Annotated in this window: 15 protein-coding genes; 12 read left to right on the top strand and 3 right to left on the bottom strand. The window is 64.8% G+C overall.

Annotated elements, in window-relative coordinates:
• Window positions 1–117: 117 nt before the first annotated feature.
• The 3 genes from KZX66_RS23110 to KZX66_RS23120 are packed head-to-tail and all read left to right on the top strand — an operon-like array spanning window position 118 to window position 2268.
• The gene (locus KZX66_RS23110) at window positions 118–762 is read left to right on the top strand and encodes a secretin and TonB N-terminal domain-containing protein (protein ID WP_248083623.1); all 645 of its coding nucleotides are present in this window, start codon (window positions 118–120) and stop codon (window positions 760–762) included.
• Window positions 759–1304: an RNA polymerase sigma factor gene (locus KZX66_RS23115; RefSeq protein ID WP_248083558.1), complete on the top strand. Its 546-nt coding sequence runs from the start codon at window positions 759–761 to the stop codon at window positions 1302–1304. Before KZX66_RS23110 ends, KZX66_RS23115 begins: the two co-directional genes overlap by 4 nt.
• A 37-nt stretch (window positions 1305–1341) precedes the next feature.
• A complete protein-coding gene (locus KZX66_RS23120; RefSeq protein ID WP_248083559.1) occupies window positions 1342–2268 on the top strand; it encodes a FecR domain-containing protein in 927 nt (308 codons plus the stop codon).
• Window positions 2269–2311: 43 nt separating this feature from the next.
• Here KZX66_RS23120 and KZX66_RS23125 read toward each other — a convergent pair whose 3' ends face one another.
• Window positions 2312–2905, bottom strand: a complete 594-nt coding sequence (locus tag KZX66_RS23125; protein WP_248083560.1) for a type II secretion system protein GspJ — start codon at window positions 2903–2905, stop codon at window positions 2312–2314.
• Window positions 2902–3354, bottom strand: a complete 453-nt coding sequence (gspH, locus tag KZX66_RS23130; RefSeq protein WP_248083561.1) for a type II secretion system minor pseudopilin GspH — start codon at window positions 3352–3354, stop codon at window positions 2902–2904. Before gspH ends, KZX66_RS23125 begins: the two co-directional genes overlap by 4 nt.
• Before the next feature lie 93 nt (window positions 3355–3447).
• On the opposite strand from gspH, the gene KZX66_RS23135 reads away from it, so the two are divergent.
• The gene (locus tag KZX66_RS23135; protein ID WP_248083562.1) at window positions 3448–3879 is read left to right on the top strand and encodes a type II secretion system protein N; all 432 of its coding nucleotides are present in this window, start codon (window positions 3448–3450) and stop codon (window positions 3877–3879) included.
• Here the strand turns inward: KZX66_RS23135 and gspI are convergent.
• Window positions 3866–4231, bottom strand: coding sequence for a type II secretion system minor pseudopilin GspI (gspI, locus tag KZX66_RS23140; RefSeq protein WP_248083564.1), 366 nt, complete (start codon window positions 4229–4231; stop codon window positions 3866–3868). The two genes, KZX66_RS23135 and gspI, sit on opposite strands and share 14 nt — an antisense overlap.
• Before the next feature lie 148 nt (window positions 4232–4379).
• Here gspI and gspG point away from each other — a divergent pair, with 148 nt between their 5' ends.
• From gspG to KZX66_RS23180, 8 genes are all read left to right on the top strand, one after another.
• Window positions 4380–4829, top strand: coding sequence for a type II secretion system major pseudopilin GspG (gene gspG / locus KZX66_RS23145; protein ID WP_248083565.1), 450 nt, complete (start codon window positions 4380–4382; stop codon window positions 4827–4829).
• Between the two features lie 8 nt (window positions 4830–4837).
• The gene (gene gspK / locus KZX66_RS23150) at window positions 4838–5716 is read left to right on the top strand and encodes a type II secretion system minor pseudopilin GspK (RefSeq protein WP_248083567.1); all 879 of its coding nucleotides are present in this window, start codon (window positions 4838–4840) and stop codon (window positions 5714–5716) included.
• Window positions 5713–6783: a type II secretion system protein GspL gene (gene gspL, locus KZX66_RS23155; protein WP_248083568.1), complete on the top strand. Its 1071-nt coding sequence runs from the start codon at window positions 5713–5715 to the stop codon at window positions 6781–6783. Before gspK ends, gspL begins: the two co-directional genes overlap by 4 nt.
• Complete coding sequence (gspM, locus tag KZX66_RS23160; RefSeq protein WP_248083569.1) at window positions 6776–7288, top strand: type II secretion system protein GspM; 513 nt, start codon at window positions 6776–6778, stop codon at window positions 7286–7288. Before gspL ends, gspM begins: the two co-directional genes overlap by 8 nt.
• On the top strand, window positions 7285–9588 hold the full coding sequence (gene gspD, locus KZX66_RS23165) for a type II secretion system secretin GspD (RefSeq protein WP_248083570.1): 2304 nt from the start codon (window positions 7285–7287) through the stop codon (window positions 9586–9588). Before gspM ends, gspD begins: the two co-directional genes overlap by 4 nt.
• Window positions 9585–11003 (top strand): type II secretion system ATPase GspE, encoded by a 1419-nt coding sequence (gspE, locus tag KZX66_RS23170; RefSeq protein WP_248083571.1) that lies wholly within the window; start codon window positions 9585–9587, stop codon window positions 11001–11003. Before gspD ends, gspE begins: the two co-directional genes overlap by 4 nt.
• Complete coding sequence (gene gspF / locus KZX66_RS23175; RefSeq protein ID WP_248083572.1) at window positions 11003–12214, top strand: type II secretion system inner membrane protein GspF; 1212 nt, start codon at window positions 11003–11005, stop codon at window positions 12212–12214. The genes gspE and gspF overlap by 1 nt, the downstream gene beginning before the upstream one ends.
• 335 nt (window positions 12215–12549) lie before the next feature.
• Window positions 12550–13731, top strand: a complete 1182-nt coding sequence (locus tag KZX66_RS23180; RefSeq protein WP_248083573.1) for a substrate-binding domain-containing protein — start codon at window positions 12550–12552, stop codon at window positions 13729–13731.
• The last annotated feature ends 157 nt before the right edge of the window (window positions 13732–13888 follow it).

The raw sequence follows: 13888 nt of genomic DNA on the forward strand, positions 1-13888 counted from the left end.
ACATCAGATTCATAAACGGGCCTCAGGATGACGGTTTTCTAGGGCGCGTCGGCCGTGCAGCGATGCAGAGCGGGGGGTGAACAGGGGGGCTGGAGGCGCCGTGTATGCGCCTTGGTCTTGCTGTTGCTGCTGGTCGGCGCGCGCGTGGTGCAGGCCCAGACGCCGCTGTTGCCGCTCGACCTGCCGGCGCAAGACTTGGAACAGGCACTGCAAGCCTACAGCCGCGCCACCGGCATGGCGGTGCTGGTGGACCGCGAATTGACGCGGGGCCGGCGCTCCATCGGGGTGCGCGGGCGCTATACCGCGCAGGAGGCTCTGGCGATGTTGCTGACAGGGAGTGGCCTGATGGCACGTTATGCACGCAGCGATGCGTTCACCTTGCAGTTGCCCGAGGTCAGTCAGCCGCCCCAGACGGCTGGCGCGGCGGCGCGCAACGCCACGCGCATCAACAACAGCTATGCCACGGCCTTGCAACAGGCCATTGAAACCAGCCTGTGCCGGTCGCCGCTCACGCGCCCCGGCAGTTTTCGTGCGCTGGTGCAGGTGTGGGTCAACCGTGACGGGGTGATCGAACACAGCCGGCTGGTCAGCTCCACCGGCGATGAACAACGCGATGAAGCACTGGTACGCAGCCTGGGAACTGCACGGGTGGACCGCCCGGCGCCGAGTTCGCTGCGCCAACCGGTGACTTTACTTTTGATGCCCGACACAACAGGAACGCGCATGGAATGCACAGCAGCAACGGGAGCCTTGGGCGGATGAAAAATACCGGCCACAGTGCGATGGTCAGCTTGTTCCTGGCCTCCTATGAAGACTTCAAGGTACGTTTGCGCAAGCGTCTGGGCTCGGAAGACCTGGCCAATGACGTGCTGCACGAAACCTACCTGCGCGTCGACCGCATGGACGTGCCGCCGAACCTGGCGCAACCGAATGCCTACCTGTACCGCATGGCCCTCAACATCGCCGCCGACCGCCGTCAGGCCGATGCGCGTCTGCTCACCGGCAGCGAGGTGGAAGAACTGCTGCAAAGCGCCGACGAAGCCCAGGACCCGTCGCGGGTGGTGGGCGGCCAGAAAGAAATCCAATCCCTGGTCAAGGCGCTCTACGAACTGCCGGCCCGTCGGCGCAAGATCCTGATCGCCGCCCGCCTCGAAGAAGCGCCGCACCTGGAGATCTCCCAGCGTTTCGGCATTTCTACGCGCATGGTCGAGAAAGAAATCAAGGCCGCCCTGGGCCACTGCGCCAAGCGCCTGGAAAGAAAAGTGATCCAGCGGTTCGGTCCCGGGGCCGGAAAACCGTCTTAGTGTTGAGTCCCTGAAAAATCCGTGAGTATGTGCGCGCTTGAATATCTTTAGCCTCTCCATCGCCCGGCAATCCGCGGCCAGCCCCTTGCATGACGAAGCCCGTGACTGGTTGGTGTTGCTGACCTCGGGCCGCGCCACTGTGGCCGATGCCAAGGCCCTCAAAGCCTGGTGTGCCCAGAGCCCCGAGCACGCTCAGGCATTCGAGCAGGCCAAGCGTTTATGGCAGCACCTTGGCGCCGCGGCTGAGCAGTCGGAACGCCCTCGGCACTTTGGGCGTCGTGCGTTCCTGGGCGGTGCGATCGCCGCGTCGGCGGCGGTGGTGATGGTCAGCGTCGGCGTGCCCGGCGGCTTTGCCGGACTGACGGCGGACTATCGCACCGAAGTCGGCGAGCAGCGCCAAGTGCTGTTGAGTGACGGCGTGAGCCTGGAACTCAATACCCAGACGCGCATCAGCCGGGTCGGGCAGGGGATCGAATTGCTCGAAGGTGAAGTCGAAGTGCTCGCCCACGTGGCCCAGCCGCTCAAGGTCCAGGCTGCCGAGGGGTGGGTGAGCGCGGCGCAGGCGCGGTTCAATGTGCGGCACACCGATAGCACGGTGTGCGTGACCTGTATCGAAGGGTCGCTGTCGGTGGACGTCGCCGGTCACACGGTGAGCCTGGGTACTGGCCGGCAACTGAGCTACGGCGCGGCCGGGGTCAGTGCCGTGACGTCGGTGGATACGCAGGCCGTGGTGGCCTGGCGTGAACAGGTGCTGGTGTTCAATAACGCGACCCTGGCCACGGTGGTGGATGAGATCAACCGTTATCGGCCCGGAATGCTGGTGCTGCTCAACAAAGAACTGGGCCAGCGGCGCGTGCAGGCACGGTTCAGCCTGCGGCAGTTAGCGGGCGTGGCGTTGTTGATTCGGGATGCGTATGGCGCCAAATGCACCGAGTTGCCGGGTGGGGTGGTGTTGTTGAGTTAGCCGACCTCATCCCATGAATCTCTTTACAGAAGGCGTTCCGGCCTTAGCGCAAAGGCCCCATAACCTGCCGATACCGCTCCACCCCCTGGGGCGTCTGGCGCACCAGGCTGATCTCTAATCCCAGCGGGTCTTCACGTCGATTGCCGCTCAACTGCCGCCAGCCTTTATCCGCCTCCCACACCCGTACCTGCAGGTCACTGACGCCGGCCAGCACCACCACTGCGTCCCTGGCCGCCGGTAGCGGGAATCGATCCCGTGCCGGCGCCGCTGCGCGGTACAGGTTGTCGCCCTTGAGCCACCAGCGCACCCGTTGCAGGCCGTCACCGGGGACTGGCGCGCTGCGTATCACGTCGAGCCTGAAGCCCTTGCTGTCGGAACTGCGGATCGTTACCGCGGCGAGCCCTTCGACGTCGTTTTTCGGCGCGGTCAGTTCGACGCTGGCGCGCAGGCTGATATCGCGCTGCATCTGGTTCAGTGCTCGCAGCAGGGCTTCAGTCTGTTCGGTGCTGGCCTGTAAGTGCTGATCGGCGCGGGTCACGCTGTCGAGGCCGCGCCAGGCGATCAGGCTGACCAGCGCCATCAGCATGATCGCGACCATCACTTCGATCAGCGTAAAGCCTTTCTGGGACGTGCTCATGGTTGGCTCACCACACGCATCAAGCCCGCCGCATCCCGTTGCAGGCTGAGGCTGTGCTGCCCGTCCGACAGCACCACGCGCACCGGCGGGCTGATCCATTCTGCGTCAAGCACCAGGGTTTGCCGAGGTTCGATGCTGATCTGCATGGGCGTGCTCTCCCATAAGCGCGGGCGCAGTTGGGCGTCGTCCTGGAACGTCTCGGTTCCCGGCCCGCGGTCACTGCGGCGGTTGAAACCAAAGCCCTTGGCATCGGCGCGCCAGGTGATCGGGCGGCCGTCGGCGCGGGCTTCGGCCTGGGCCACTTGCAGCAGTTGGCTGAGGCGCTCGGCGTCTTTGCGCAGCAGGCGCAGTGGGTCGGGCTTGATGGTCAGGCTGATGGCGGCGCTGGCGATGCCGATGATCACCAGCACTACCATCAGCTCGATCAAGGTGAAGCCTTTTTGTTTCATCGCGAAGCACCTGCAGAACTGGCGAGGTTGTGACATAAAAACGTGCGAATTGGCCTGTACGCTGGTGACACGGACAAACAGGAGGTCCAACTCATGGCTTTTTCCCTGCGATTTTCAGCCGCCCATGGCGTGCAGCTCGGTGCGCTGCTGGCGGCCCTGGCCGGTGCGGTGGTGTGGACACCGCTGCTGCTCACCTCCGCCGAATCCCACACGCCCCAGGCCACCCCGCAGGCTCTGGCGGCGCGCAGCGATAACCCGGCGCTGCAATGGTTTTCCAATGCGCCGACGGCCTTGCAGGTCAAGGTTACCGGCGTGTTGGCCGGCGCGCGTGGCGCGGTGGCGATCCTTAGCCTCAACGACGGCCCGCCGCGCAGCTTTCTAGTGGGTGAACGTGTGAGTCCTGGTGTGCGCTTGACCGCCATTGAAGGCAACGGCGTGGAGATCGAGCGTGGCGGCGAGAAGCTGCGCGTGCACCTCGACAAGCTGCCGGATGCGCCGGCATTGCCGCGGCTCACTCGGCCATGACCTGGGTGGCCAGGCGCGCCAGGGGCGGCGCGTCGCGGCTGGCGTCGAGCACCTGTACCGAGACCTGAAACAGCGGGCCATCGGCGCTGATGGTTTGCTCGCAACGCAGCTTCAAGCGGCCCTGATCACACACGAAGGTCTGTTTGCCGCTGCGCAAGCGGCCCTCCAGACGCACCTGCGCCAAACGACTCTGGGCCGCCAGCAAGGCCATCGATTTGTCACGCAACAAGCCATTGCTCTGGGTCATCAAACCGGCCACGCGCACGGCGGCGGCCATGGCCACGGCAATGATCGCCAATGCCACCAGCACTTCGATCAGGGTAAAGCCTTGCTCGTTGCGATGGCCGTACATGGCACTCTCAAAGCCCGGAGACAGGCCCGCAGACTAACGCCGCGAGTTGACCGATTGGCGACCGAAACTCCCGAGGATTTTCAATACGACTGACATGTGTTCTTGCAACACTGCGCCACGAAATGCACTCAACCCAAGGAATGTCGAGATGGATATCGCGCGCCTAATGCCTCCATTGCCAGGCCCTCGCGGCCAGCGTGGCTTCACCCTGATCGAGATCATGGTGGTGGTGGTTATCCTCGGGATTCTCGCGGCGATGGTGGTGCCCAAGGTGCTCGACCGGCCGGACCAGGCGCGGGCCACGGCGGCCAGGCAGGACATCGGCGGCCTGATGCAGGCGCTGAAACTCTACCGCCTCGACCATGGCACTTACCCAAGCATGAACCAGGGCCTGAAGGTGCTGGTGGAACGCCCGGCGGACGCCAAAAACACCACCTGGCGCGCCTACCTGGACCGACTGCCCAACGACCCGTGGGGCCACCCATATCACTACCTCAACCCCGGTGCCAACGGTGAAGTCGACGTGTTCTCCCTGGGCGCCGACGGCCAACCGGACGGTGATGGCGTGAATGCTGATATCGGCTCCTGGCAGTTGTAAGGCGCCCCATGAAACGGTATTCGCCCACAGCGGCGAAGCAGCGCGGCATGGCGATTATCAGCGCATTGCTGATCGCTGCGGTGGTGGCGGTGATTGCAGGCGGCATGCTGACGCGCCAGACCGTATTTACTCGCAGCCTGGAAGCCGAACAACTGCGCATCCAGGGCCAGTGGTTGTTGCTGGGCGGTATTGAGCGCAGCCGCCAATTGCTCTGGGACGCGCGCCAGAAAGACGTGTTGACCCGCCTCGACCAGCCCTGGGCCCAGGCCCAGCGCGGCGTGTTCGATGGCCGGGTGGACGACGAACAAGGCAAGTTCAACCTGCGCAATCTGGTCAACCGCCAGCAAGTGGATACCGAGCAGTTGCAGAGTTTCGAGCGCCTGTGCGGCCTGATCGGGGTCGACCCGGCGCTGAGTCGGCGCATCAGCCAGCGGGTGATCGGTTCCTATGAGCGATTCGACACGCCGGCCAAATACCCGATGCTGCGCAGTCTCGATGACTTGAGCGCTGTGGAAGGACTCGACCCGCTGCTGTTGCAGCGCATGCAGGCCTTCATCAGCGTGTTGCCCGACATCACCTGGGTCAACGGCAACACCGCCCGCGCCGAGGTGCTCAGCGCGGTGGTGCCGCAACTGAGTCTGGCCCAGGCCCAGGCGCTGGTGGCCGAGCGGGACAGTGGGCAGTGGTTTATCAATCGCGGGGACTTCGTCAACCGCTTGCACCTGCCGCAAGTGCCGGTGGATTCGGTGCAAGTGGGCATTACCAGTGAGTGGTTTCGCCTGCAAGGCCAGGTGCGGCAGGACCCGCGCCGGGTGACCCTGGACGCGCTGCTGCATCGCCCGGAAAGTCGTCGGCCGCAGGTGATCTGGTCGCGGGTGGGCGTATGAAGCGCTTGCGCATTGGGTTGCCACCGCTGGCGCAGTTGAGCGTGGACAGCCAGGTCGCCTTTGCCTGGCTGGAGCGCGGCGCGGTGGTGTCCGAAGGGCATGAACGCCTGGCACGGCTGGGCAAGGGCCGCCAGGCGGTGGAGTGTTTTCTGCACCCCCGCGACAGTGTGATTACAAGCCTGGAACTGCCGCCATTGCCCGCCGCCAAAACTGCCGCGGCGGTGGCCTGTGCAGCCCAGGCGCTGATCCTCGGCCCCGTGGAGCAGATGCACGTGGCCCACGGCCCGCGCGAAAGCGACGGGTGCGTGCAAGTGGGCTGGGTGTCCACGGCCGAGCTGGAGCGGCTCGGCCAGGTCCTGGCGCAGGCACAACTGAAACTGCGGGGTGTGTACCCGGCACCCTATGCCTTGCCGGTGGGAGCGGCAGCGTTGGACGACGGTTATCTGTTGACCCGCGACAGCCCGCAACAAGGCACGGTGCATCCATTAGGGGGGCAGGCGCTGGATCTGCCGCCGATGAACGCGTCCCAGCGTTGGGCCGGCGCCGTACCTGCGTGGGGGTTGCATGCGCGCCTTCGCCAGGGGCCCAGTGGTGGCTGGGGCAGGGCGCTGGGCTGCATCGCCCTGGCCGCTGCCATTTGGGCCCTGGGCCTGAACCTGTACGCCGCGCGCAAGGTCGAGGAGGGCCAGCGACTCAAGGCGTTGATGAGTCAGCAGGTGCGTCAGGCATTTCCCGAACTGCCGGTGGTGCTTAACCCGTTGCAGCAGGCCCGTCAGCAACTGATGGCGCGCCAGAACGGTGCCGCTGCCGATCCTGCTCAGCGCTTTTCCGGGCTGTTGCAACTGGTGGGCACACACCTGCCGTTTATGGTGGGCAGTGTCAACGCCCTGACCTTCGAGCAAGGGCGCTTGCATCTGGAACTGCTGGCCGACAGCCGCAACCCGGCCGCGCAGGGCGATTGGCAGGCGGCGTTGGCGCAGGCCGGTTTTGCCGCCACACGGGACGATCACGGTTGGAGCATTGCCCCGGCGCAGGCCACGCAAAAATCGGGAGCCGACGATGAATAAATGGCGCCGCCTGCGCGGCCAGTCCCAGGTGTTCTGGAACGGCCTGGCCCTGCGCGAAAAACGCCTGCTGGCGGGTGTCGGCCTGTTGCTGGCGAGTCTGTTGAGCTGGCTGATTCTGGTGCAGCCGGCGCTGAAAAAGATCGACTACTGGCAGGCCGAAACCCCCAAGTTGCGCGCCCAGGCCGCCGCTTTACAGGTGCTGTTGCAGGACGTCGCAGCGCCCCGCGTGGCGGACGAAACCACGCTGCAAGAGGCCCTGGACAGCGCCGGCCTGCAAGGGCATTACCACTTGCAGGTGTTGGAACCCGGCGCTTGGCGCCTGACCTTCGACAACGCCCCGGCCGACGCGGTGGTTGGCTGGTTGCTGGGCAATCCCCGTTCGTTTTCTCTGGAAGTGTCCGAGGCACGTTTGCAACGTGCCGCGGACGCCGTCGACACCTCGGCCGGCACTGTGTCCGGGACCGTTCGCATGGATCAGGCGCCTGGCGCTAAGGAAGCTTCATGAAGTGGTCAGTCCCGCCTTTTCGCACCGTCGCGCCATTGCTGTTGCTGGCCCTCAGTGCGTGCAGCACCCAGGACGCATCCAAACCGTTGCTGGTGGACAGCGAACTTGGCCAGCCCTTGGCCGACACCCGTCGCAGCGGCGACACCGTGCTGGATCGCCAGCGCGACCCCGTACCCAAGCCGACCGTACAACATCGGGTGACCCAGAGCGCCCGTGGCCAGGCGCCGGCCACCGTCAAAGCGCGCAACCCATTGGGCGATCAGCCGGTGCAGCTCAATTTTGTCGACGCCGATATACAGGCCGTGGTGCGTGCGTTATCCCGTGCCACCGGCCAGCAGTTTCTGGTCGACCCGCGTGTAAAGGGCAACCTGACCCTGGTCAGCGAAGGCCAGGTACCGGCGCATCAGGCCTATGACATGCTGCTGGCGGCGCTGCGCATGCAAGGCTTCAGCGTGGTGGACGTCGGCGGTGTGGCCCAAGTGGTGCCGGAGGCCGATGCCAAGTTGCTCGGCGGGCCGATGTACAGCGCCGGCAGCAGCGGCATGCAGACCCGCACCTTTCGCCTGCAGTACGAAAACGCGGTGAACCTGATCCCGGTGCTGCGTCCCATTGTGTCGCCGAACAATCCGATCAACGCCTACCCCGGCAACAACAGCATCGTCATCACCGACTACGCGGAAAACCTCGCGCGGGTGGCCCAGATCATCAGCGGCATCGACACCCCCAGCGCCATCGACACCGACGTAGTGCAGATCCAGAACGGTATCGCCGTGGACATTGCGGCGATGGTCGCCGAGCTCCTGGAAACCCAAGGCGCCGACCAGACCCAGAAGATCACTGTGATCGGCGACCCGCGTTCCAACTCGATCATCATTCGCTCCGGCAGCCCCGAGCGCACGGAGCTGGCGCGCAACCTGATCTACAAACTCGACAACGCCCAGAGCAACCCCAGCAATATGCACGTGGTCTACCTGCGCAATGCCCAGGCGGGCAAGTTGGCCCAATCGCTGCGTGGGTTGTTGACCGGCGAGAGCGAGTCCGGCGTCAGCGACGAGGCGCGCAGCAAGCTCAGCAGCATGGGCGGCAGCGGCCAGAACACCGCGCAAGGCAGTAGCGCGCAAAACAGCAGCGGCACACCCACCGGCAGCGGCGTGCAGTCGGGCTATGGGCAAAGCAACAACACCGCGACCACCAGCACCGGTGGCACGGCCAAAGACCAGGACACCGCATTCAGCGCCGGCGGCGTGACCATCCAGGCCGACGCCACCACCAACACCTTGCTTATCTCCGCGCCGGACCCGCTGTACCGCAACCTGCGCGAAGTGATCGATATGCTTGACCAGCGCCGTGCCCAGGTGGTGATCGAAAGCCTGATCGTCGAAGTGGGCGAGGACGATGCCACCGAGTTCGGCGTGCAATGGCAGGCCGGCAACCTGGCGGGCAACGGCGGGTTTGGCGGGGTCAACCTGGGCGGCAGCGGCATCGTCAGCACCGGCAAGACCAGCATTGATGTGTTGCCCAAGGGCCTTAACGTCGGCCTGGTCAACGGCAGCGTGGACATTCCGGGGATCGGCAAGGTGCTCGACCTCAAGGTGCTGGCCCGCGCGCTGAAGAGCAAGGGCGGCACCAATGTGCTGTCCACGCCCAATCTGCTGACCCTGGACAACGAAGCCGCGAGCATTTTTGTAGGGCAGACCATTCCGTTCGTCACCGGCAGTTATGTGACGGGCGGCGGGGGCACCAGCAACAACCCGTTCCAGACCGTGCAGCGCGAAGAGGTCGGGCTCAAGCTGAACGTCCGGCCGCAGATTTCCGAGGGCGGTACGGTGAAGCTGGATATCTATCAGGAGGTCAGCAGCGTGGACACGCGCACCTCGGTGGACGCGGGTACGGTGACCAACAAGCGCGCGATCGATACCAGCATTTTGCTGGATGACGGGCAGATCATGGTGCTCGGTGGCTTGCTGCAGGATGGCTACAGCCAGAGCAATGATGCAGTGCCTTGGCTCTCCAGCATTCCCGGGCTGGGGGCGCTGTTTCGCAATGAAAAACGCAGTGTGAGCAAGACCAACCTGATGGTGTTTTTGCGGCCTTACATCATTCGCGACAGTGGCGCGGGGCGCAGTATTACCTTGAACCGCTATGAATTCATGCGCCGGGCCCAGGGCGGCTTGCAGCCGGAGCACAGTTGGGCGATGCCGGACGTGCAGGCGCCGCAATTGCCCTCGGTGGACAAGGCGATTCCGGGCGGGCAGCCGCCGGGCCCCAGGGCGGTAATTCGGGCGGTGCCGGCCCCATGAGCCTGCTGCCCTACGCGTGGGCCAAATCCCAGCGCATCCTTCTGCGCCCCGACGAGGCGGGCCGGCTGCTCACCGTCTGCCCCTCGACGCCCGGCTGGTCCATCAGCGAAGTCCAGCGCCAGTTCGGCGAGTCGCGGATAGAACAGGTGCGCGACGACGAACTCGACGGCCTCCTGGCCAGCGCCTATGCCGATACCGGCAGTGCTGCCGCGGTGGTGGGCGCCGCCGAAAACGAGGTGGACCTCGACCGCCTGATGCAGGACATGCCCGAGATCACCGACTTGCTCGACACCCAGGACGGCGCACCGGTGATCCGCATGATCAACGCCTTGCTCACCCAGGCCGCGCGCGACGAGGCCAGTGATATTCATATCGAGCCCTACGAAACCCATTCGGTGGTGCGCTACCGCGTCGACGGCACCTTGCGCGATGTGGTGTCGCCGCGCAAGGCGCTGCACGGCGCGCTGGTGTCGCGGATCAAGATCATGGCGCAGCTCGATATCGCCGAAAAACGCCTGCCTCAGGACGGGCGCATCGCCTTGCGCGTGGCCGGGCGGCCGATTGATATTCGCGTGTCGACCGTGCCCACCGGGCATGGCGAGCGCGTGGTGATGCGTTTGCTCGACAAACAGGCCGGGCGCTTGCAACTGGAGACCCTGGGCATGGCGCCGCAGTTGCTCGCACGCCTAGATACTCTGATCCGCCAGCCCCACGGCATTGTGCTGGTCACCGGGCCCACCGGCAGCGGCAAGACCACCAGCCTGTACGCGGCCCTGGCGCGGCTGGATGCGAGTACCAGCAATATCCTCACGGTGGAGGACCCGGTGGAGTACGACCTGCCGGGCATCAGCCAGATCCAGGTCAACGCCAGGATCGACATGACCTTCGGCCTGGCACTGCGGGCGATCCTGCGGCAGGACCCGGACATCATCATGATCGGTGAAATCCGTGACCTGGAGACCGCGCAGATCGCCGTGCAGGCCTCGCTCACCGGCCACCTGGTGCTCGCCACCCTGCACACCAACGACGCGGTGTCGGCGGTCAACCGCCTGATCGACATGGGCGTCGAACCGTTCCTGTTGGCTTCGTCGCTGTTGGGGGTGCTGGCGCAGCGCCTGGTGCGGCGCCTGTGCCCGCACTGCAAGCAGGAAGACCCGGCCGCGCCCGGCACCTGGCGCCCGGTGGGCTGCGCACAGTGCAACCAGATCGGTTATAGCGGGCGTACCGGTATTCATGAATTGTTCTGCGTCGACGACGACGTGCGCGGCCTGATCCACCAAGGCGCCGGCGAGCAGGAGTTGCGTGTGGCCGCGCGCCGTGCGGGGATGTTCAGCATGCGTGAAGACGGCGAGCGCTGGGTGCGCAGCGGCGCCACCGCGCCCGAAGAAATTCTGCGCGTCACACGGGACGCCTGATGAATCGCTATCGCTATGAAGCCGCCGATGCCAGCGGCAAGGTCGAGGCCGGGCATGTCGAGGCCGACAGCCAGAGCGGGGCGTTTGCGCTGCTGCGCAGCCGTGGCCTGACGGCGTTGCTCGTGCAGGTCGAGGTGGGGCAGCCAACGACGGCCGGTGGCAGCCTGTTCAGCGCCAAGCTGTCGGACAATGACCTGGCCTGGGCCACGCGCCAGCTGGCGAGCCTGCTCGGTGCGAGCCTGCCGTTGGAAGCAGCGCTGAGTGCCACGGTGGAGCAAGCGGAGAAAAAGCACATCGCCCAGACCCTGGCCGCCGTGCGCGCCGATGTACGCGGCGGCATGCGCCTGGCGCAGGCGTTGGCCGCGCGACCGCGGGATTTTCCGTCGATCTACCGTGCGTTGATCGCGGCGGGAGAGGAGTCCGGTGACCTGGCCCAGGTGATGGAGCGCCTGGCCGACTACATCGAGGAGCGCAACAACCTGCGCGGCAAGATTCTCACCGCGTTTATCTACCCCGGCGTTGTGGGGCTGGTGTCCATCGGCATCGTGATTTTTTTGCTCAGCTACGTGGTGCCCCAAGTGGTCAGCGCGTTTTCCCAGGCGCGCCAGGACTTGCCGGGGCTGACCCTGGCGATGCTTAACGCCAGCGACTTTATCCGCGCCTGGGGCTGGCTGTGTTTTGGTGGCATCGTCGGTGGTTTCTGGAGCTGGCGCCTGTACCTGCGCAACCCTGTGGCGCGGTTGAATTGGCACAGCCGCGTGCTGCGCCTGCCGCTGATCGGGCGGTTTGTGCTGGGCCTGAACACCGCGCGGTTTGCCTCGACGTTGGCGATTCTCGGCGGTGCCGGCGTGCCGCTGTTGCGCGCTCTGGAGGCGGCACGTCAGACCCTGTCCAACGAGCGCCTGAGCCAGTGCGTCAACGATGCCACGGCCAAGGTGCGCGAAGGGGTCAACCTGGCGCCGGCGCTGGCGGTGGAAAAGGTGTTCCCCCCGGTGCTGATCCACCTGATCGCCAGCGGCGAAAAGACCGGCTCGCTGCCACCGATGCTCGAACGTGCGGCGCAAACCCTGTCGCGGGATATCGAACGCCGGGCGATGGGCATGACTGCGTTGCTGGAGCCGCTGATGATCGTGGTGATGGGCGCGGTGGTGCTGGTGATTGTGATGGCGGTGCTGCTGCCGATCATCGAAATCAACCAGTTGGTCACCTAGGTCAGCGGAGCGAACTCGGGTTCCTCATCCTGTCATGTTTCACCCGTTCGGCACGCCCCGCGCGGCCTCCAGCCCACGGTTGCGAAGGCGTACTGAAACGCCGCTGTCACGTGGGCCTAAAACGCTCAAAAGTATGACCAAAACACCCGAGAATCTTTTTAAAATCAAGCGCTTCCTCCCGAGGTTTTTTCCTATATCTGTCATCGGAAACTGCGAGTTTCGTTCCCATGGTTTTCACCCCCGGCCACCCCCGCATACCGGCTTGGGACCGAAGCCATGGCGTCATGCAAGAGCCCTCTACCCATACGTACAAACACGACGAAAGGAGATTCTTCATGTTTAAGCGCAACGTTCTCGCGGTATCCATGACCCTCGCTGCACTGTGCTCGGCCCAGGCTGCAATGGCTGACATCAACGGTGGTGGTGCAACCCTGCCACAAGCGCTGTACCAGACTTCCGGCGTGCTGACTGCCGGTTTTGCCCCGTACATCGGCGTGGGCAGCGGTAACGGCAAGGCCGCCTTCCTGAACAACGACTACACCAAGTTCCAGGCCGGCGTGACGAACAAGAACGTGCACTGGGCGGGCAGCGACTCCAAGCTGAGCGCCACTGAGCTGTCGACCTACGCGTCTGCCAAGCAACCGACCTGGGGCAAGTTGATCCAGGTGCCGTCGGTGGGTACTGCGGTCGCTATTCCCTTCAACAAAAGCGGCACCGCAGCGGTTGACCTGAGCGTCAGCGAGCTGTGCGGTGTGTTCTCGGGGCGTATCACTGACTGGAGCGGTATTTCCGGTTCCGGCCGTACCGGCGCGATCACCGTGGTCTACCGTAGCGAAAGCAGTGGCACCACCGAGTTGTTCACCCGTTTCCTCAACGCCAAGTGTGCTGAAACCGGCACCTTCAATATCTCCACCACGTTCGGCACCAGCTACACCGGTGGTTTGCCTGCCGGCGCCGTTTCTGCCGCCGGCAGCCAAGGTGTGATGACCGCATTGGCCGGCGCCGACGGTGGTATCACCTACATGAGCCCTGATTTCGCGGCCCCAACCCTGGCCGGTCTGGACGACGCGACCAAAGTGGCACGTGTCGGCAAGGACGTCGCGACCAACACTGCGGGCGTTTCGCCTGCCGCCGCTAACGTCTCCGCTGCCATCAACGCCGTACCCGTGCCGGCCTCCACCGAGCGTGGCAACCCGGACGCCTGGGTTCCAGTGTTCGGCAAAGCCAACACCGCCGGTGTGCAGCCTTACCCTACCTCGGGCTACCCGATCCTGGGCTTCACCAACCTGATCTTCAGCCAGTGCTACGCCGATGCCACCCAGACCAGCCAAGTGCGTGATTTCTTCGCCAAGCACTACGGCGCCTCCAACAACAACGATGCAGCCATCACCGCCAACGCTTTCGTGCCGCTGCCAACCGCTTGGAAAGCCACCGTTCGCGCCAGCTTCCTGACCGCGAGCAACGCCCTGAGCATCGGCAACACCAACGTCTGCAACGGTATCGGTCGTCCGCTGTAACCCTCGCTTTCAACGACCTGCACCACCTGATCAGCAACGGCCTGCGCCGTTGCTGATTTTTTGCGTGGGTGCCCGCCGTTACCAGCCCTATGTGAACTTTGCATGACATAAGTTCAGTCCCGTCTCCCGCCAACCGCCTAACCCTCATACGTGAGCC

Origin of the sequence: Pseudomonas sp. EYE_354 (assembly GCF_023148575.1) — a bacterium.
Classification (GTDB): Bacteria; Pseudomonadota; Gammaproteobacteria; order Pseudomonadales; family Pseudomonadaceae; genus Aquipseudomonas.

Coding starts and splice junctions, on each gene's coding strand:
- gspD (WP_248083570.1), top strand. CDS start 7,285: ATGAAGTGGTCAGTCCCGCCTTTTCGCACCGTCGCGCCATTGCTGTTG.
- gspI (WP_248083564.1), bottom strand. CDS start 4,231: ATGTACGGCCATCGCAACGAGCAAGGCTTTACCCTGATCGAAGTGCTG.
- gspF (WP_248083572.1), top strand. CDS start 11,003: ATGAATCGCTATCGCTATGAAGCCGCCGATGCCAGCGGCAAGGTCGAG.
- gspM (WP_248083569.1), top strand. CDS start 6,776: ATGAATAAATGGCGCCGCCTGCGCGGCCAGTCCCAGGTGTTCTGGAAC.
- KZX66_RS23125 (WP_248083560.1), bottom strand. CDS start 2,905: ATGAGCACGTCCCAGAAAGGCTTTACGCTGATCGAAGTGATGGTCGCG.
- gspK (WP_248083567.1), top strand. CDS start 4,838: ATGAAACGGTATTCGCCCACAGCGGCGAAGCAGCGCGGCATGGCGATT.
- gspE (WP_248083571.1), top strand. CDS start 9,585: ATGAGCCTGCTGCCCTACGCGTGGGCCAAATCCCAGCGCATCCTTCTG.
- gspL (WP_248083568.1), top strand. CDS start 5,713: ATGAAGCGCTTGCGCATTGGGTTGCCACCGCTGGCGCAGTTGAGCGTG.
- gspG (WP_248083565.1), top strand. CDS start 4,380: ATGGATATCGCGCGCCTAATGCCTCCATTGCCAGGCCCTCGCGGCCAG.
- KZX66_RS23115 (WP_248083558.1), top strand. CDS start 759: ATGAAAAATACCGGCCACAGTGCGATGGTCAGCTTGTTCCTGGCCTCC.
- gspH (WP_248083561.1), bottom strand. CDS start 3,354: ATGAAACAAAAAGGCTTCACCTTGATCGAGCTGATGGTAGTGCTGGTG.
- KZX66_RS23180 (WP_248083573.1), top strand. CDS start 12,550: ATGTTTAAGCGCAACGTTCTCGCGGTATCCATGACCCTCGCTGCACTG.
- KZX66_RS23135 (WP_248083562.1), top strand. CDS start 3,448: ATGGCTTTTTCCCTGCGATTTTCAGCCGCCCATGGCGTGCAGCTCGGT.